Raw genomic sequence first — 16978 nt, forward strand, 5'->3', positions numbered from 1 at the left:
TCACACACGAGCGGCTCAGACATGAGCGGGCAGGCACGGTGAGAACGCGACCAGCGCCGGCGCCGCATGGACCATCAGGAACTCGACGGGCAGGTAGGCGTCGGCGGACTCCATCCGATGCGCCAGGCCCGAGTCGAAGTGCGCCACGTCGCCGGGCGCGAGCAGATGGGTGGCCCCGTCCAGGGTCAACCGGAGCTGACCGGTCAGCACGTACAGCCATTCCTCGCCCGGATGCACCCGCCCGGGCCCGTCCGCCCGGCCCGCCGGCACCCGTACCCGCAGCGCCTGCATGCCGCGGCGCGGACTGCCCACGCGCCAGTAGGTCCAGCCGTGTGCCTCGACCGGCTCGGCCGCGCGGGCGCGAACCACCGGCTCGGCCGACGCGCTGTCCTCGCCGAGCAGTTCGGAAACGGTGGTGTTGTAGGCCCGGGCCAACGTCAACAGTGCGGGCAACGACGGTTGTCGGCGCTCGTGTTCGAGCCGGGAGAGATAGGCGACGGAGAGCTTGGTCAGCTGCGCGGCCTCGTCGAGCTTGAAGCCGTTCGCCCGACGGGCCGCACGCAACCGATCACCGAGCCCGGTCGGCACCGCCTCGGCGGGTGTCGATTCCGGCTCGTCGGTGTCGTAGCTTGGAGAGGCGACCATGCTTCGAGGCTAGGCAGACCCGGCCAGCGAGGCAATTAACTTGCCTCAGAGGCAAATACTCAGCCGCAAATCGGATATTCGCCCCGATATCCCCCGCCTGGATCGGGCATCTCCGGAAACCCACGACGAGCCGGCCTCACCCACGCGGGGCCGAGCGCACCCGGTCGCCCGCACTGACCCACACCGGGCCGGCCGCAGCCCCTCACGCACAACGCCCCGGCGCGAGCACCCCCGGCGGCACCTCGGCCTCCACCAGCACCACGCCGTCCTCGTAGCCGCGCCGACTGACCAGCCCGGCCCGGTCGAAGAGGGCGAGCATGCGCCGGTTCCACGGCAACACGTGCGCCCGCAGGTCGCTCGCCCCGCGCACGGCCGCGTGCTCGACCAGCGAGCGCAGCATCGTGGTACCGAGCCCGTGCCGCTGCCACCCGTCCTCGACCAGCAGCGCCACTTCGGCGACCGGCTCGGACGCCGGGTGGAACAGGGTGGCCAGCGCGCCGATCGCACCGTCGGGCGCGACCGCCACCAGGCTCACCCCGTGCTCCGGCACCAGCAACCGGCTCAGCGCGGCCTCCGGCAGCCGGGGCGCCGAGGTGAAGTAGCGCAATCGGCGGGTCTCCGGAGAGCACCGCTCGTGCATCGCCCGCACCCGCGCGGCATCCTCGGCGCGGGCCACCCGCACCCGTACGTGCGACGGCCACTCGTCCGCGCCGACCGCACCCACCACGGTGAGCCGGGCTCGGCCCCGCATCGGCATCGCCGTCATGTCCCTACCGCCTCTCGCCACCGGAGCGGTCCCCTCGCGGTCCTCCCCGCCGAACCCCCACGGTGTCGAGGCGGTGTTACGCATCGACTACGTGGGCGTGTCCGGAGCGAACCGATCCGGTGACGTCGCCGCCCCGGTGGCGAAACACGGCCGACTCAGCCCGCCAGGTGACCCAGCAGGTCCTGCCGGGTGACCACGCCCTGCGGCTTGCCGTGCACCAGCACCAGCGCCGCGTCGGCCTGTTCCAGCACCCGCGCCAGCCGTGCGATCGGCTCACCGGAGCCGACCACGGGCAGCGGTGCCGACATGAACTTCTCCAGCGGGTCGCCCGCCGAGGCACGACCGGACACCAGCGCGTCCAGCAGGTCGCGCTCGGCGATCGAGCCGACCACCTCGGCGGCCATCACGTCCGGGTGACCCGCCCCGGGCTTGACCACCGGCATCTGGCTGACCCCGAACTCGCGCAGGATCGCGATCGAGTCGCCGACGCTTTCCTCCGGATGAACGTGCACCAGGGCGGGCAGGTCGCCCTGCTTGCGGGCCATGATGTCGGCCACGGTGGCCTCGTTCGGGTCCGCGTCCAGGAAGCCGTAGTCGGCCATCCACTCGTCGTTGAAGATCTTGCTGAGGTAGCCGCGCCCGGAGTCCGGCAACAACACCACGACCACGTCGTCCGGCCCGAGCCGCTCGGCCGCACGCAGCGCCGCGACCACGGCCATCCCGCACGAGCCGCCGACCAGGAGACCCTCCTCGCGGGCGAGCCGGCGCGTCATCAGGAACGAGTCGCGGTCGGACACCGCGATGATCTCGTCCGGCACCGCGCTGTCGTACGCGGTCGGCCAGAAGTCCTCACCGACGCCCTCGACCAGGTACGGCCGGCCGCTGCCGCCGGAGTACACCGAGCCCTCCGGGTCGGCGCCGACCACGCGCACGCCGCCGTTGGAGACCTCCTTGAGGAAGCGTCCGGTCCCGGAGATGGTGCCGCCGGTGCCGACGCCGGCCACGAAGCACGTGATGCGACCGTCGGTCTGCTCCCACAACTCGGGACCCGTGGAGAGGTAGTGCGACTGCGGGTTCTCCGGGTTGGAGTACTGGTCGGGCTTCCACGCGCCGGGCGTCTCGCGCACCAGCCGGTCCGAGACGTTGTAGTAGGAGTCGGGGTGCTCGGGGTCGACCGCGGTCGGGCAGACCACCACCTCGGCCCCGTAGGCCCGCATGACATTGATCTTGTCCATGCTGACCTTGTCCGGGCAGACGAAGATGCACTTGTATCCACGTCGCTGCGCCACCATCGCCAGCCCGACTCCGGTGTTGCCGGAGGTGGGCTCGACGATCGTGCCGCCCGGACGCAACGCGCCCGACTGTTCGGCCGCGTCGATCATCCGCACGGCGATCCGGTCCTTGACCGAGCCGCCCGGGTTGAAGTACTCGACCTTCGCCAGCACCGTCGCCGACAACCCCGAGGTGACGGAGTTGAGCTTGACGAGGGGGGTGTCCCCGATCAGGTCGAGCATGGATTCGTGGTACCGCACGGAACCTCCGCCATGAGTGCGCATCAGCCGGGGCCGGATGGCCCAAAATCCTCACATTGCGCTAACTTCTCCCAGCCTAGTCGGCGCCTTCCCGCCGGACACGGCGCTGCGGCCTCGACCGCGCCCACGCCGCGCCCACGCCGCGCGCCGCACCGCGCCCCGCTGTCCGCCGACGAACCTGACGGTCGGTTAGGGTCGGTGTGGAGTCCGCGACGGGGAGGAGCCCTAGGTCTTGTACACGACGGCCGGCCGCGGTGCCCGGCGATGATGCGCACTCGGATGGCCCGCCGGGTGGCGGCGGCCGCGGCCTTCGGTGGCGGCGGCGTGGGAGTGCTGACCGGGGCGATGTTCGCGGTGTTGTACACCGAGGCGAAGATGGCCCGCCGCACGGTGGGCGAACCCGACGGCGACCCGCCGAGCGCCGACGGGATGTACGGCGATCTGCCCGGCGAGCCGATCACGTTCGCGATGATCGGCGACTCCACCGCCGCCGGCCTCGGCGTCGAGGACCCGATGCAGACCCCCGGCGCGTTGCTCGCCTCCGGCCTGGCCGCCGTCGCCGAGGTGCCGGTACGGCTGGTCAACGTCGCCCTCTCCGGCGCCCAGTCCTCTGACCTGGAGCGTCAGGTCACTCTCGCCCTGCGGCACGAACTCGACGTGGCGATGATCATGATCGGCGCGAACGACGTCACCCACCGGATGCGCCCGGCCGAGTCGGTGCGCCACCTCGAACAGGCCACCCGCCGACTGATCGCCTCCGGCGTCGAGGTGGTCGTGGCCACGTGTCCCGACCTGGGCACGATCGAGCCGATCGCGCAGCCGCTGCGCTACCTGGCCCGGCAGTGGAGCCGCAACCTGGCCGCCGCGCAGACCATCGCCGTGGTCGAGGCGGGCGGCCGTACCGTCTCGCTCGGCTCGCTGCTCGGGCCCGAATTCCTGGCCCGGCCCAAGGCGATGTTCGGTCCGGACCGTTTCCACCCCTCGGTCGAGGGCTACGCGACCGCCGCGATGGCCTCGTTGCCGTCCCTGTGCGCCGCGTTGGACCTGTGGCCGCTGGACGAGCTGAGCCCGGACAGCTTCCGCGGCGAGGGCGTGCTGCCGATCGCGCAGGCCGCGATCGAGGCCGCCGCCGAGGGCGGCACCGAGGTGACCGGCACCGACGTCGGCGGGCGCGAGCGCGGCCCGCGCGGCCGGTGGGCACTGCTGCGCCACCGCCGCAGGCAGCAGATCCCCACCCCCGCGACGGTGGATCCGGACGCCGAGTCCGATGCCGAGCCGGACGCCGCCGCCGAGGGTGATGCGAAGGTCGAGCGGACTGCGCCAACCCCGTTCGGGGACGCCCGGGGTAATGTGGCGGAAGAAATCTGACTGGGCGTCAGTTATGGCGTGGGGCAGGTCGCATGATCCACCCCTCCCACTTTCGGCTACCAGGCAGTAACTTCAGCGTCAGTTGCGCTTCCGCACCGACGAGAGTCCCTTCGGGGTCCTCGTACCGACGGCCGCAAAGACCAACAAGGAGTCCCGATGCCCGAAGCAGTCATCGTCGCCACCGCCCGCTCCCCGATCGGTCGCGCCTTCAAGGGTTCCCTGAAGGACCTGCGGTCGGACGACCTGACCGCGCTCATGGTCCGCGCCGCCCTGGACAAGGTCCCGGCGCTGGACCCCAAGGACATCGACGACCTGATGCTGGGCTGCGGTCTGCCCGGCGGCGAGCAGGGCTTCAACATGGGCCGCAACGTCGCGGTCATGCTGGGCTACGACCACCTGCCCGGAACCACCATCACCCGCTACTGCTCGTCGTCGCTGCAGACCACCCGGATGGCGATGCACGCGATCCGCGCGGGCGAGGGCGACGCGTACATCTCGGCCGGTGTCGAAATGGTCACCAGCACCCGCGGCAAGGGCAGCAGCGACTCGATCCCGGACACCAGGAACCCGCTCTTCGCCGACGCCGCGACCCGCACCACCGAGGCCGTCGAGAAGGGCTCGACCTGGGCCGACCCGCGCGAGCAGGGTCTGCTCCCGGACGTCTACATCGGGATGGGCTTCACCGCCGAGAACCTGGCCCAGCACAAGGGCATCTCCCGGGCCGAGCAGGACGAGTTCGCGGTCCGCTCGCAGAACCGCACCGAGCAGGCGATCGCCGACGGCTTCTGGGCCGAGGACATCACGCCGGTCACGCTCGCGGACGGCACCGTGGTGAGCAAGGACGACGGTCCGCGTGCGGGCACCACGCTGGAGGGCATCTCCGGGCTCAAGCCGGTCTTCCGCCCGGACGGCACGGTGACGGCGGGCAACGCGTGCCCGCTCAACGACGGCGCCGCCGCGGTCATCGTGATGTCGGACACCAAGGCGCGCGAGCTGGGCCTGACCCCGCTCGCCCGGATCGTCTCCACCGCCGTGTCCGGCCTATCGCCGGAGATCATGGGCTACGGCCCGGTCGAGGCCTCCCGGATCGCGATGGCCCGCGCGGGCCTGACCTCGGCGGACATCGACCTGGTGGAGATCAACGAGGCGTTCGCCGCACAGGTCATCCCCTCCTACCGGGACTTGGGCTTCGACCTGGACAAGGTCAACGTCAACGGCGGCGCGATCGCGATCGGCCACCCGTTCGGGATGACCGGCGCGCGGATCACCAGCACGCTGATCAACTCCCTGCGGTGGCACGACAAGCAGTGGGGCCTGGAGACCATGTGCGTCGGCGGCGGCATGGGCATGGCCATGGTCCTCGAACGCCTGAGCTGACCCGACCACCGACCCGATTCGACACCCGCGCGAAGCCCGTCCGGACGACCCGGGCGGGCTTCGCCGCTCACCACCCGACCGGGTCGGCCCGAGGTCCCGCCCACTCGGGACGTCACGCTCTGGCGGCCGGCCGCGGACGGCGCGACCCTGGAGGAAGAAGCTCTTCCTCGGGTTGGCCAAGGGTTGCGGATCACGTCATGCCGAACGCTTACATCGTCCCCGTCCTGATCACCGCCGCATGCGCCGTCGCGGTGACCGCCGTCGTGCGCCGACTGTCCCGGCGGCTCCGCGCCCGTGCCACCACGGAGATTTGGGACCAGGCGTTCCTCGATCATCTCTTCCGCAGCCGGGACGCCGAGCGACCACCGCTGACCGTCCCCGGGCCCGGGCGCGACGACTTCCCCGACCGGGTCGACCCGGACGACGACGCGACCGGTCGCCGTCCACACCCGTCGGAGAACCTGACCCCGCTGCTGCCCACCCACCTCACCGGCGAGTACCTCACCGGCCTGGTCGCGGGCGCGACCCCGATCACCCGCGTGCGCACCGGCTCGCCCGGCGGCGCCGGCGGGCTGGACGTGCTCGACTTCGCCGACGGCAGCTCGCTGGTGGTGATGCCGGGCGACCCGGAGGCCGCATCGCTGATCGACGTCGCACTGTCCCTGGGCCGGCCGGTGCGCCTGCTCGGCACCTCCGAGATCGGTGGCGGCTGGACCCTGACCTTCGGCATGGACGAGGACACCACGTACGCCCTGGCCGACCGTCTGTACGTCCGACCGCCGGCCTAGGGTCGTCCTCGATCCCGCGCCGAGCACCACGAAGCGGCACCCGCGGCGGGCCCTGGGCCCTGCCCGGCGGACACCGGCCGCACCCCGCGTCGCTCAGATCGCCGCCGACAACTCGCGCACCATCTCCCGCGCCCGACGCACCACGTCACCGGCCGTCGTCGGCTCGCCGTCCTGCAGGATCAGCGGGTGCTCCTCGGCCAACGGCCCCAGCGCCGAGGCGAGATCGCCGGAGGTGACCGCGACCTGATCGCCCACCACGAACACGCCCAGATCCGGGATCTCGCGCAGCGGCTCGCCCTCGACCGCGGCCGCCAGGTCGGCCAGACACTGGGCCAGCGCGAGGGCCGCGCCCGCCCGGCTCGGCGAGGTCTCCTGACGGGCGGTCAGCGGCGCCTTCAACCGGGCCTCGGACAGGTGCCGGAGTCGGTCGGCGACCGCGCCGGACTCCTTCACGAAGGGGCCCACGTCAACCGTGAGGGAAACGGACGGTTTCCCGACCGGGGGGATGGGGATGCGGGACGACATAACCGGAGCGTACCCAGTGCGCACACCGCGTGCGGGTCGGCTTCGACCGCTTGCCAACCGTTCGCCCGTCATGCACGCTCGGGTAACGGAACGCTCACCGGAGGCGCTTATGTCCTTGCACTTCTCCGAAGAGACCCACCGGAACCTCGTGGCTCGGGTGCCCGTCTGCACCGGCCGCGAACTCCCCGACTGGTTCAAGGAAATCGAGGCCGGTCCGGCCTTCTCCCGGTTCGAGGACCGGGTCTCCTGGCTCCAGGGCGAGCACAACCTCGGACACGGGCACGCCCTCGCCATCGTCCGCGAGCACGACCGCCGCCGGCACGCGCCGGGCGGGGTCAGCTGATCCCCCGCCTCCAGGCCGCCGCGCCGCCGATCCACCGTCGAAGACCCCTGCCACGCTGACCACTCGCCACCACTGTCGACTCCGCGGATCCGCGCATTCCGCATACGCAAAAGTGGCGGTGCCCCTTGCCGGGGGCACCGCCACTTCGTATGTCGGGCCGTCACGCGGCGCTGCGTCAGTCCCGCAGGATCGACAGCAGGCGCAGGACCTCCAGGTAGATCCACACCAGGGTCACGGTCAGACCGAACGCGGCCCGCCACGACTCCTGCTGCGGCACGCCCTGGGCGACCAGCTGCTCGATCTCGTTGAAGTCGAGCGACAGGAAGAAGGCGCCGATGAGGATGCCGAGGATGCCCATCACGATACCGAGCGGACCGCTGCGCAGGCCGAGGCCGTCGCCACCGGCGATCAGGATCGCCAGGAGGTTGACGACGGTGAGGATCAGGAAGCCGATCGCGATCGCCATGCCGATCCGCACGTATCGGCTCGTCACCTTGATCCAGCCGGACTTGTACGCCACCAGCACACCGACGAAGACGGAGGCCGTGCCGAGCACCGCCTGCACCACGATGCCGCTGTACTGCTGCTCGAACGCGTGGCTGATCGCGCCGAGGAACACACCTTCGAGCGCGGCGTAGGTCAGCACCAGTGCGGGGCTGACTTCACGCTTGAAGGTCACGACCATCGCGACGACGAACGCGGCGAGCGCGGCACCGACCGCCCAGCCGAAGTTCTCGAACGGCAGGAATGCCCACGACAGCGCACCGGTGACGACGACCGTCAACAGCGTCATCGCGGTACGCGCGACCACGTCGTCGATGGTCATCCGGCCGGTCTGGAGCGGACCGGCGGACTGCGCCCGGTACATCTCCTGAAGCTGCTCGGGGGTCATCGGCTGCATCGGCGGCTGCTGCGGCCCACCGTACGGGGCGCCCTGCGGCCCGGGCTGCGGCGCTCCGTAACCGGCCTGCTCCTGCCGGCCGGTCTCGAACGCCCCCCGCCGCGTGAGCACCGGGTTGCTGCTCCTCATGTCATCTCCTCCATGCCCCCGGGTGGGGGTCGTGGCTCAAGAGAGTAATCCCCGAGTAAAGCGCTCGGGGCTTCCATCTTTCCCCTACAACGTGTCCGGACACGCGTTTTGTGCCCGCGGTCACTGTCCGGTCATAAAAAGTCGGATGGTATCCATCGTGAACCCGATCGCTGTCAGCACGGGAACACCCTGCGCTATGCGCGAGTGAGGGTGGCCCGCGGGCCCGGGAAAGCATCCGGTTGGTGGTCCAGACCACCGAGGCCCACTGTCGCAACTCCGCGACGAAACGGCGTTCTTGCAGGTCAACCGCTACTTCGAGTTGTCCCCGGAGCGGGACTCGAACCCGCACGGCCTTGCGGCCAAGGAGGTTTAAGCTCCTCGTGTCTGCGTTCCACCACCCGGGGGCGATGCTGAGCGTAGCGGCCTCGGCGCACCGGGTGTGCCCCAAGCGTTTCGAGGGCCTGCGGACCCCTTCCGTCGGCCTGTTCGATCGCGGAGAGCAACGGAAGGCGACCCGTCCGCATGCAATACGGATGATCCCGAATGGGCGTTTTGGGGCGGCTGAGCAGGGGACATCCCGCATTCGGCGGCCGAACCCGGGTAGGACCACCGGGTCGAGGGTCCGCTCGGATCGACCGTCATGCGGTGATCACCATCGTCCGGATCCGGACCTTCGTCGTCCGGCACCAACGGAGTGCGTACGCCGCCCCCCGCATCGGATCCGATCGCGACGAAAGAGGTCTCCTGTGACCGCCACCGAACCCAACAGGGGCGTCGGGACGAACGGCGCGCCCGCCGCCGCCGTCGCCACCGACCTGACCAAGGTCTACGGCACGGGCGAGACGCAGGTGACAGCGCTCGACGGCGTCTCGGTCGGATTCCGGCGGGGCGAGTACACCGCGATCATGGGCCCGTCCGGGTCGGGCAAGTCCACGCTGATGCACTGCATGGCGGGCCTGGACTCGATCTCGGGGGGCTCGGTCCGGCTGGGCGACGTGGAGTTGTCCTCGCTGAGCGACAAGCAGTTGACCCTGCTGCGTAGAGAGAAGGTCGGCTTCGTCTTCCAGTCGTTCAATCTGCTGCCGACGCTGACCGCGCTGGAGAACATCACCCTGCCGATGGACATCGCGGGCGTGAAGCCCGATCAGGCGTGGCTGGACCACGTGATCGAGACGGTCGACCTCCGGAACCGGCTCAAGCATCGCCCGAGCGAACTGTCCGGCGGTCAGCAGCAGCGCGTGGCGTGTGCCCGCGCGATGGCGAGCAAGCCGGAGATCATCTTCGCCGACGAGCCGACCGGCAACCTGGACTCGCGCTCGGGCGCCGAGGTATTGGGCTTCCTCCGTACCTCGGTGCGCGAAAGCGGCCAGACCATCGTGATGGTCACCCACGATCCCAACGCCGCGTCCTACGCGGACCGGGTGCTCTTCCTCGCCGACGGCAAAATCGTCGACGAGATGCTCTCCCCCACCTCGGACCTCGTCCTCGAACGCATGAAACGCTTCGAAGCCGCCCGAACGGTCTGAGGACGAACGCAAAGGGGCCCGGCACACGCACCAGGTGCGTGTGCCGGGCCCCTGCCGAAAGCTAGGCCTTCGCGGCAGGCTCGACCGCGGGTCGCGGCGCCGGCAGTGCCGCCTCGGCGAACTCGTCCCGCGGGTGCTCCATCGCCCCGAGCGAGACGATCTCCCGGCGGAAGAAGGCCGACAGCGTCCAGTCGGCGAACACCCGGAACTTCCGGTTGAACGTCGGCACCATCGCCCCGTGGTACGTGCGGTGGAACAACCAGGCGGGCAGCCCCTTGAGCTTGAACTTGCCGAACATCACCGCGACGCCCTTGTGCAGGCCCAGACCCGCCACCGCGCCGAGGTTCTTGTGCTTGTACTCCTTCGGCGGGAACCCACGCATCACCGAGACGACGTTGTCGCCCAGGACCCGCGCCTGCCGCACCGCGTGCTGCGCGTTCGGCGGGCACCAGGCACCCTCACCCGCGGCGAGGTCCGGCACCTGCGCGTTGTCGCCGGCGGCGAACACGTTGTCCATGCCGACCACCTGGAGGGTGGTGCGGGTGTCGACGTGGCCGCGCGGGCCGAGCGGCAGGCCGTACTCCGACAACACCGGGTTCGGCTTGACGCCCGCCGTCCACAGGATCGTGGAGGCGTCGAACTCGATGTCGTTGGAGAGCACGCAGTGCTTGTCGACGCAGGACTTGAGCGACGTCTCCAGGTGGAACTCGATGTCCCGGGCCTTGAGGCGCTCCAGCGTCCAGGCGCCGAGTTCCGGACCGACCTCGGGGAGGATGCGGTTGGCCGCCTCCACCATCACGAAGCGCATGTCCTCGCGCTTGAGGTTCTTGTAGTAGCGCACCGCGTCGCGCGCCATGTCCTCGACCTCGGCCAGCGCCTCGATCCCCGCGAACCCGCCGCCGACGAAGCAGAAGGTCAGCGCCTTGCGGCGGATCTCCGCGTCGGTGGTGGAGTCGGCCAGGTCGAGCTGCCCGAGCACGTGGTTGCGCAGCGCGATGGCTTCTTCGATGGTCTTGAGACCGATGCCGTTCTCGGCCAGGCCGGGAATCGGGAAGGTCCGCGAGATCGAGCCGAGTGCGATGACGATGTAGTCGAAGCCGAGCTCGTAGGAGTCGCCCGCGAGCGGCTCGACCAGCGCGACCTTGCGGTCGTGGTCGACGGAGGTGACCCGGCCGTTGACGATCTCGGCCTTGGGCAGGACACGGCGCAGCGGCACCACGACATGGCGCGGTGAGATGCTGCCGGCGGCCGCTTCCGGGAGGAAGGGCTGGTAGGTCATGTACGACCGCGGGTCGACGACCGTGACGGTCGCTTCGCCGTAGCGCATCTTCTTGAGGATGCGCTGCGCGGCGTACAGACCAACGTAGCCGCCGCCGACGATAAGGATGCGAGGGCGATCCGTGTTGCTCATGTTTGGAAGTATCCACCGATCGAACCCACCGGTGCCCTGAGGCCGCGCGCAGTACCGAAGGGGTCGTCTGGTACCCTTCGTCCTTTTGCTTGTGCATTTGTGCACGGTGTGCCGTCGAGGAAGATCCACTCGACCGTTTTCGGCCGGCTCGTCCGCCGACCCGGTCCCGATGACCTGCGTCGATCCTGCCCGAGGACCCCGGGGACGGCGCAATGTGATCTCCACCTCGAACCGGCGGCAACCCCCGCATTCGAAGGCGATACCGCCACCCGACCGGTCCGACAAGGGGAAAACGGCCTCACATGGCCAAGTTTTGCCTCCCGGACCATGTGAAGGGATTCACAAACTTTTTCGAGTGTCCGAACGTTGGACATGGTTCCTTGGTTCCCTGTCGGCCAAAAATCCCCGGACGACGGCGAAGCGCGTGTACACACTCGTGCGTACACTGCGAGGTATGACCGAAAGCGCAGTGACCATACGCGAAGCCCGCGCACACCTCGCGGACCACATCAATCGTGCCGAAAACGGCACCTCGACGGTAATTACCCGCAATGGGACTCCGGTGGCCGCGCTGGTACCGATTGCGGACTTCGACGCGCTGGAGGAAGCCGCCGACGAAATGCTGGCGCGCGAGGCCGAGGCGGTCCTGGCCGAGGGCGGCCCGAGCGTGACGATGGCCGAGTTGCTGGCGGATCTTTTCACCGAGCGCGGCGAAAGCAGCGCATGAAGTACGCGTTCCGATTCACCACCGCCGCGCAACGCCAACTGCGAGCCATCGACCGGCCTGCGGCAATGCGGATTCTGGCTGCGCTGACCGCACTGGGTGACGACCCCTATCGCGAGGATGCCGACATCAAGAAGCTCACCGGCCCCTCCGGCCTGTATCGACTTCGAGTCGGCAACTACCGCATCGCTTACGACGTTCGAGACGGTGAGCTGGTCATTCTCGTGGTCAAGGTCGGCGACCGCCGCGACGACTACCGAAATCTCTGACACCTCGGACCGGCCCGTGGCGGTGCGCTCGGGGCACGGCTACCAGTCACCCACCGCACCGGGGGCTTCCACCGAAGACCAGGCGATGCCGTCCAGAATGTCGTGCTCGCTGACCACGACCTCGGTCAGGCCGGTGCGTTCCATGATCGTGCGCAGCACCAGTGCACCCGCGCCGATCACGTCCACCCGACCCGGATGCAGCACCGGGATGCCCGTCCGTTCGGCGTGCGTGCTCGCCAGGAGGCGGGCGGTCACCGTGCGGACCTGGTCGAGGGTCAAACGCGAGTGGTGGATGGCCGTCGAGTCGTACTCGGGCAACTCCAGCGCGATGCCCGCGACCGTGGTCACCGAGCCCGCCAGGCCGACCAGAGTCCGGGCGCGGTCCATCGGGACCACTTCCGCGGCCCGGGCGATCGCGGCCTCGATGTCGGCGGTCGCGGCGGCGATCCGGTCCTGCGTCGGCGGGTCCGCTCGCAGGTGCCGCTCGGTCATCCGGACGCAGCCGATGTCCACCGACCGCGCCGCCTCGGGCCGATCGGTGCCCAGGACGAACTCGGTGGACCCACCGCCGATGTCGACCACCAGGTACGGCGTCTCGACGGCGCCGGTCCCGGCGAGTTCCCGGGTGGCCCCGGCGAAGGACAGCGCGGCCTCCTCGTCGCCGGAGATCACCTCGGGCTCGACGCCCAGGATCTCGCGCACGCCGGCCCGGAACACCTCCCGGTTCTCCGCGTCCCGACTCGCGCTGGTGGCCACGAAACGCACCCGCTCGGCGCCCAGTTCGCCGATCGCCTTGGCGTACTCGCGGCACGCGGCGAAGGTGCGCTCCAGCGCCTCGGGAGCCAGCCGGCCGGTCCGGTCGACGCCTTGGCCGAGCCGGACGATCCGCATCCGGCGGTCCAGGTCGACCAGCGTCCCGGCGGCCGGGTCCAGGTCGGCGACGAGCAGGCGGATGGAGTTGGTGCCGCAGTCGATCGCGGCGACGCGTCGGGTCATCGGGTCTCGTCCTCCGGGGCTGCGGCGTCGGCCGGCTCGTCCACACACACGCACGGGCCCTTGGCCCACCAGTCGGGCAGCGCGTCCAACGTCTCGTCGCCGAGCGGGTTGACGCCGCGCCCGGCGGCCAGCGCGTGGCCGGCCAGCACGTGCAGGCACTTGACCCGATCCGGCATGCCGCCGGCCGACGGGAAGCCCTCCAGCACCTCGATCGCGTCCCGGCGGGCGATGTAGTCCTCGTGCGCGGCGGCGTAGCGGGCCGCGAGGTCCTCGTCCTCGGCCAGGCGCGCGCTCATCTCGCGCATGACGTTGTTCGCCTCGAGCGTGCCGATCGCGGAGGCCGCCCGCGGGCAGGTCAGGTAGTACAGCGTCGGGAACGGCGAGCCGTCCTCCAGGCGCGGAGCGGTCTCCACGACGTCGGGCAGCCCGCACGGGCACCGGTGTGCGACGCCGCGCAGACCACGCGGGGTACGGCCGAGCTGCGCCTTGACGGCGTCGATGTCGTGCTGATCCATGAAGGGAAGTATTCCTGCTTCGCTGAGTGACTCGGACCGACGTTCGATCCGGATGCCGTCCCGGACTCGCTCGACGCGTGCGGTCCCGGTCCCGCACGACGCGGGAATCGGCGGGCTACCCGATCGAGGCGGCCGGCGTCCTGGTGGGTGTGGGCGTCGCGCTCGCGGTCGGCATGCCGGCCCCGTCCGCGTCGCGCGTGGACTCCCACAGGTCGCGGTACCACGGCGGCGAACCGGCCCGGGCGGGCGTGGGCGGCGCCGGGTTGCCCGGATCGCCCGGCTGCGGCACCACCAGGTAGGCGGTGTCCCCCGGGTAGACGAAGTGCAGCCGCTCGCGTGCCTGTTGGCGTACATACGCCGGGTCGTTCCAGCGCTCCAGGTCGGACCGCATACGTTCGGTCTCGGCCTGCTGCTTGCGGGTGCTCTCGCGCAGGTCGTCCACCTCGGCCCGCTGGTCCAGGTATTGCCGCAGCGGGTACACCAGCGCGACGGCCAGGCTCAGCACCACCAGGGTCAGCACGATCCACTTGCCGCCGCCGCGCCGGCGCAGCCGACCCAGGCGCGCCGCCGCGGCCGAGTCCCTGATGGACCCGACCGCGGCGACGACCTTCGGCGTGGCCGGTGCCGCCGGACGCTCTCCGCGTGCCGGACGGTCACCGCGCGCCTGACGCGGCGGTGCGACGGCCCGGGACGCGCGAGCGGCCCCGATCGGAGCGGTCGTCCTGCGGCCGCCCTCGCGCTGCTCGCTCACCCGTCCTCCCGCCGTTCCGTCGATTCGGCGCCGGCGGTGTTCCGCTCGACCCGGTGTCAGCCGTCGAAGCGCGGGAACGCGCCACGGCCGGCGTACTCCGCCGCGTCGTCGAGGATCTCCTCGATGCGCAGCAGCTGGTTGTACTTCGCCACCCGCTCCGAGCGCGCCGGGGCGCCCGTCTTGATCTGGCCGCAGTCCGTGGCCACCGCGAGGTCCGCGATCGTGGTGTCCTCGGTCTCGCCGGACCGGTGACTCATCATGCACCGGTAGCCGTTGCGGTGGGCGAGCGACACGGCGTCCAGGGTCTCGGTCAGGGTGCCGATCTGGTTGACCTTCACCAGGAGCGCGTTGCCCGCCTTCTCCTCGATGCCGCGCGCGAGCCGCTCCGGGTTGGTCACGAACAGGTCGTCGCCGACCAGCTGGACCTTGTCGCCGAGCTGCGCGGTCAGCGCGACCCAGCCCTCCCAGTCGCTCTCGTCCAGCGGGTCCTCGATCGACACCAGCGGGTACGCCTGGACCAGCTCGGCGTAGTACGCCGACATCTCGGCGGAGGTCTTCTTGGCGCCCTCGAACACGTACGCGCCGTCCGAGTGGAACTCGCTCGCGGCCACGTCCAGGGCCAGCGCGATGTCCGAACCCGGGGTGTAGCCGGCCATCTCGATCGCCTCGACGATCAGGTCGAGCGCGGCGCGGTTGCTCTCCAGGTTCGGCGCGAAGCCGCCCTCGTCGCCGACGCTGGTGGCCAGGCCGCGGGCCTTGAGCACGGACTTGAGGCAGTGGTAGACCTCGGTGCCCCAGCGCACCGCCTCGGCGAAGGTCTCCGCGCCGATCGGCGCGATCATGAACTCCTGGATGTCCACGTTGGTGTCGGCGTGCGCACCACCGTTGAGGATGTTCATCATCGGCACCGGGAGCACGTGCGCGTTCGGGCCGCCGAGGTAGCGGAACAGCGGCAGGTTCACCGATTCGGCGGCGGCGTGCGCGACGGCAAGCGAGACGCCCAGGATCGCGTTGGCGCCGAGCTCGGCCTTGTTCTCGGTGCCGTCCAGGTCGATCATCGCCTGGTCGATCAGCCGCTGGTCGTCGGCCTCGGTGCCGGCGATCTCCTCGTAGATGCGCTCGTTGACCGCGTCGACGGCCTTCTGCACACCCTTGCCGCCGTACCGGGCCTCGTCGCCGTCCCGCAGTTCGACGGCCTCGAAGGCACCGGTGGAAGCGCCGGACGGTACGGCGGCACGGCCCGAGCTGCCGTCGTCGAGGACGACCTCGACCTCAACCGTGGGGTTCCCTCGGGAGTCCAGGATCTCCCGGGCGTGGATGACGTCGATGGACGGCACGAGTTTCTCCTTGATCAAGGGGCACGCTGGTCTGCTCGGCCAGCCTAGTAGCAGCCTGCGGTGCGGTTCGCCCGGGAACGGGTAGCTGTGGGCAACCGGTCGGTGACGCGGATGTGAACGAATTCGCTAGGGTGACGCTCGGTCGAGAGGCGGGGGCGCACACATGATCGAACCGGGGGGCGGGGGCGCTTCGGGCGGGCCGGAGGCTTCGCGTGGGCCGGAGGCTTCGCGTGGGCCGGAGGCTTCGCGTGGGTCGGGCGGGTTGGGTACGTCGGACCGGTCGGGTGGATCGGGCGGGCCGGAGGCGTCGGATGGGTTGGGCGCGTCAGGCGCCGGCGCTGCTTCGCCGCTGGAGCGGGAGATTGCCCGGTTGCTCGCGGGGGACGGCGATCCGCCCGCGTTGCTGGCCGCGTTGCTCGCGGCCCGGTTGTACTGCGAGCGGTTGGAGCAGGTGGGCTTTGCCGCGATCGGGCCGCCCGGTGGCGGGGTCGTACCGGTCTTCACCTCCGAGGAGCAGTTGGCGCTGTTCGTCGGCGGGGCGTGCGACTGGTTCGCCACGGAGGGCGGGGACCTGGTGCGGCTGCTGCCTGCGGGCTACGACATCGCGGTGGACCTGGCCGGCCCGCAACCGGTGCGGCTGCGGGCGAGTCTGTGGAACGGCGAGCCGGAGACGGAGGCCACGGGTGGGTGACGACGGATTCAAGGTCGACAGCGCGTTCGTGCGCGGGGCGAGTACCGAATTGATCGACGCGCTGCTGATCGCCCGGGAAATCGCCCAGAAGCAGCAGCCGTTGCAGGGGCAACTGGCGGCGCTGCAAAAGCACTACACCTCGCCGTACCAGGCCGGCGAGATCGTACTCAAGTCCGCCCAGGCAATGGCCGCGCTGGTCAGCCTCGGCGAGAGCATCGCGATCTCGCTGGAGATGGCCGCACAGCAGTACGAGGCGGCGGAACGGGACGCCGAGGCCAGGTTCTTCACGCCGGGTGGCGCGGCCTCGATCCACGCGGGCGACGACATGAGTACGACGGATTGACGAACTGACGGCTGACGGCTGACGGCTGACGGCTGAAGAAC

At 70.5% G+C, this 16978-nt stretch carries 19 protein-coding genes and 1 tRNA gene; 9 read left to right on the forward strand and 11 right to left on the reverse strand.

All coding sequences use genetic code 11. The features are described 5' to 3' along the window. Positions 1-15: 15 nt before the first annotated feature. The 3 genes from ACFZBU_RS23105 to ACFZBU_RS23115 form a co-directional block, all read right to left on the reverse strand. A complete protein-coding gene (locus tag ACFZBU_RS23105; RefSeq protein WP_391585483.1) occupies positions 16-645 on the reverse strand; it encodes a helix-turn-helix domain-containing protein in 630 nt (209 codons plus the stop codon). Between the two features lie 202 nt (positions 646-847). After that, positions 848-1411, reverse strand: coding sequence for a GNAT family N-acetyltransferase (locus ACFZBU_RS23110; protein WP_391585484.1), 564 nt, complete (start codon positions 1409-1411; stop codon positions 848-850). A 155-nt stretch (positions 1412-1566) separates the two neighbouring features. Then, a complete protein-coding gene (locus ACFZBU_RS23115; protein WP_391585485.1) occupies positions 1567-2943 on the reverse strand; it encodes a cystathionine beta-synthase in 1377 nt (458 codons plus the stop codon). Positions 2944-3207: 264 nt separating this feature from the next. On the opposite strand from ACFZBU_RS23115, the gene ACFZBU_RS23120 reads away from it, so the two are divergent. The 3 genes from ACFZBU_RS23120 (at position 3208) to ACFZBU_RS23130 (ending at position 6476) form a co-directional block, all read left to right on the forward strand. After that, positions 3208-4311, forward strand: a complete 1104-nt coding sequence (locus ACFZBU_RS23120) for an SGNH/GDSL hydrolase family protein (RefSeq protein WP_391585486.1) — start codon at positions 3208-3210, stop codon at positions 4309-4311. A 156-nt stretch (positions 4312-4467) separates the two neighbouring features. After that, positions 4468-5688, forward strand: a complete 1221-nt coding sequence (locus ACFZBU_RS23125) for an acetyl-CoA C-acetyltransferase (RefSeq protein WP_391585487.1) — start codon at positions 4468-4470, stop codon at positions 5686-5688. Positions 5689-5885: 197 nt separating this feature from the next. Beyond that, a complete protein-coding gene (locus tag ACFZBU_RS23130; RefSeq protein ID WP_391585488.1) occupies positions 5886-6476 on the forward strand; it encodes a hypothetical protein in 591 nt (196 codons plus the stop codon). A 93-nt stretch (positions 6477-6569) separates the two neighbouring features. Here ACFZBU_RS23130 and ACFZBU_RS23135 read toward each other — a convergent pair whose 3' ends face one another. Then, entirely contained in the window at positions 6570-6941 is a 372-nt protein-coding gene (locus ACFZBU_RS23135) for a hypothetical protein (RefSeq protein ID WP_391585489.1), read from the reverse strand. 169 nt (positions 6942-7110) lie between these two features. On the opposite strand from ACFZBU_RS23135, the gene ACFZBU_RS23140 reads away from it, so the two are divergent. Then, the gene (locus ACFZBU_RS23140) at positions 7111-7344 is read left to right on the forward strand and encodes a DUF4287 domain-containing protein (protein ID WP_355531872.1); all 234 of its coding nucleotides are present in this window, start codon (positions 7111-7113) and stop codon (positions 7342-7344) included. 175 nt (positions 7345-7519) lie between these two features. Here the strand turns inward: ACFZBU_RS23140 and ACFZBU_RS23145 are convergent, their stop codons facing one another. Then, on the reverse strand, positions 7520-8374 hold the full coding sequence (locus tag ACFZBU_RS23145; RefSeq protein WP_391585490.1) for a Bax inhibitor-1/YccA family protein: 855 nt from the start codon (positions 8372-8374) through the stop codon (positions 7520-7522). Between the two features lie 322 nt (positions 8375-8696). Next, a tRNA-Leu gene (locus ACFZBU_RS23150) sits at positions 8697-8778 on the reverse strand. A 342-nt stretch (positions 8779-9120) separates the two neighbouring features. On the opposite strand from ACFZBU_RS23150, the gene ACFZBU_RS23155 reads away from it, so the two are divergent. Then, the gene (locus ACFZBU_RS23155) at positions 9121-9900 is read left to right on the forward strand and encodes an ABC transporter ATP-binding protein (protein ID WP_391585491.1); all 780 of its coding nucleotides are present in this window, start codon (positions 9121-9123) and stop codon (positions 9898-9900) included. Between the two features lie 61 nt (positions 9901-9961). Here the strand turns inward: ACFZBU_RS23155 and ACFZBU_RS23160 are convergent, their stop codons facing one another. Next, complete coding sequence (locus ACFZBU_RS23160; RefSeq protein WP_391585492.1) at positions 9962-11311, reverse strand: NAD(P)/FAD-dependent oxidoreductase; 1350 nt, start codon at positions 11309-11311, stop codon at positions 9962-9964. Between the two features lie 454 nt (positions 11312-11765). Here ACFZBU_RS23160 and ACFZBU_RS23165 point away from each other — a divergent pair, with 454 nt between their 5' ends. Both ACFZBU_RS23165 and ACFZBU_RS23170 read left to right on the forward strand, forming a co-directional pair. After that, on the forward strand, positions 11766-12038 hold the full coding sequence (locus ACFZBU_RS23165; protein ID WP_391585493.1) for a type II toxin-antitoxin system Phd/YefM family antitoxin: 273 nt from the start codon (positions 11766-11768) through the stop codon (positions 12036-12038). Further along, positions 12035-12304: a type II toxin-antitoxin system RelE/ParE family toxin gene (locus ACFZBU_RS23170; RefSeq protein ID WP_391585494.1), complete on the forward strand. Its 270-nt coding sequence runs from the start codon at positions 12035-12037 to the stop codon at positions 12302-12304. Before ACFZBU_RS23165 ends, ACFZBU_RS23170 begins: the two co-directional genes overlap by 4 nt. A 39-nt stretch (positions 12305-12343) precedes the next feature. Here the strand turns inward: ACFZBU_RS23170 and ACFZBU_RS23175 are convergent, their stop codons facing one another. From ACFZBU_RS23175 to eno, 4 genes are all read right to left on the reverse strand, one after another. Next, the gene (locus ACFZBU_RS23175) at positions 12344-13300 is read right to left on the reverse strand and encodes an exopolyphosphatase (protein WP_391585495.1); all 957 of its coding nucleotides are present in this window, start codon (positions 13298-13300) and stop codon (positions 12344-12346) included. After that, positions 13297-13815, reverse strand: a complete 519-nt coding sequence (locus ACFZBU_RS23180) for a DUF501 domain-containing protein (protein ID WP_391585496.1) — start codon at positions 13813-13815, stop codon at positions 13297-13299. The genes ACFZBU_RS23175 and ACFZBU_RS23180 overlap by 4 nt, the downstream gene beginning before the upstream one ends. A 115-nt stretch (positions 13816-13930) precedes the next feature. Beyond that, complete coding sequence (locus tag ACFZBU_RS23185) at positions 13931-14566, reverse strand: septum formation initiator family protein (protein WP_391585497.1); 636 nt, start codon at positions 14564-14566, stop codon at positions 13931-13933. A 56-nt stretch (positions 14567-14622) separates the two neighbouring features. Further along, positions 14623-15903 carry a phosphopyruvate hydratase gene (eno, locus tag ACFZBU_RS23190; RefSeq protein ID WP_391585498.1) on the reverse strand — a complete coding sequence of 427 codons (1281 nt, stop codon included), beginning with the start codon at positions 15901-15903 and terminating at the stop codon, positions 14623-14625. A 316-nt stretch (positions 15904-16219) separates the two neighbouring features. Here eno and ACFZBU_RS23195 point away from each other — a divergent pair, with 316 nt between their 5' ends. Together ACFZBU_RS23195 and ACFZBU_RS23200 are read left to right on the forward strand one after the other, a co-directional pair. Continuing rightward, a complete protein-coding gene (locus ACFZBU_RS23195) occupies positions 16220-16594 on the forward strand; it encodes an SseB family protein (RefSeq protein WP_391585499.1) in 375 nt (124 codons plus the stop codon). Then, positions 16587-16937, forward strand: coding sequence for a hypothetical protein (locus ACFZBU_RS23200; RefSeq protein ID WP_391585500.1), 351 nt, complete (start codon positions 16587-16589; stop codon positions 16935-16937). Before ACFZBU_RS23195 ends, ACFZBU_RS23200 begins: the two co-directional genes overlap by 8 nt. Positions 16938-16978: the final 41 nt, after the last annotated feature.

Origin of the sequence: Embleya sp. NPDC008237 (assembly GCF_042956465.1) — a bacterium.
In the GTDB taxonomy this organism is placed as follows: Bacteria; Actinomycetota; Actinomycetes; order Streptomycetales; family Streptomycetaceae; genus Embleya.

What these genes read in the sequence shown, in the direction of transcription:
- ACFZBU_RS23105 (WP_391585483.1), bottom strand. Translation starts at nt 645, where the DNA reads ATGGTCGCCTCTCCAAGCTACGACACCGACGAGCCGGAATCGACACCC.
- ACFZBU_RS23110 (WP_391585484.1), bottom strand. Translation starts at nt 1,411, where the DNA reads ATGACGGCGATGCCGATGCGGGGCCGAGCCCGGCTCACCGTGGTGGGT.
- ACFZBU_RS23120 (WP_391585486.1), top strand. Translation starts at nt 3,208, where the DNA reads ATGATGCGCACTCGGATGGCCCGCCGGGTGGCGGCGGCCGCGGCCTTC.
- ACFZBU_RS23125 (WP_391585487.1), top strand. Translation starts at nt 4,468, where the DNA reads ATGCCCGAAGCAGTCATCGTCGCCACCGCCCGCTCCCCGATCGGTCGC.
- ACFZBU_RS23130 (WP_391585488.1), top strand. Translation starts at nt 5,886, where the DNA reads ATGCCGAACGCTTACATCGTCCCCGTCCTGATCACCGCCGCATGCGCC.
- ACFZBU_RS23140 (WP_355531872.1), top strand. Translation starts at nt 7,111, where the DNA reads ATGTCCTTGCACTTCTCCGAAGAGACCCACCGGAACCTCGTGGCTCGG.
- ACFZBU_RS23145 (WP_391585490.1), bottom strand. Translation starts at nt 8,374, where the DNA reads ATGAGGAGCAGCAACCCGGTGCTCACGCGGCGGGGGGCGTTCGAGACC.
- ACFZBU_RS23160 (WP_391585492.1), bottom strand. Translation starts at nt 11,311, where the DNA reads ATGAGCAACACGGATCGCCCTCGCATCCTTATCGTCGGCGGCGGCTAC.
- ACFZBU_RS23165 (WP_391585493.1), top strand. Translation starts at nt 11,766, where the DNA reads ATGACCGAAAGCGCAGTGACCATACGCGAAGCCCGCGCACACCTCGCG.
- ACFZBU_RS23170 (WP_391585494.1), top strand. Translation starts at nt 12,035, where the DNA reads ATGAAGTACGCGTTCCGATTCACCACCGCCGCGCAACGCCAACTGCGA.
- ACFZBU_RS23175 (WP_391585495.1), bottom strand. Translation starts at nt 13,300, where the DNA reads ATGACCCGACGCGTCGCCGCGATCGACTGCGGCACCAACTCCATCCGC.
- ACFZBU_RS23180 (WP_391585496.1), bottom strand. Translation starts at nt 13,815, where the DNA reads ATGGATCAGCACGACATCGACGCCGTCAAGGCGCAGCTCGGCCGTACC.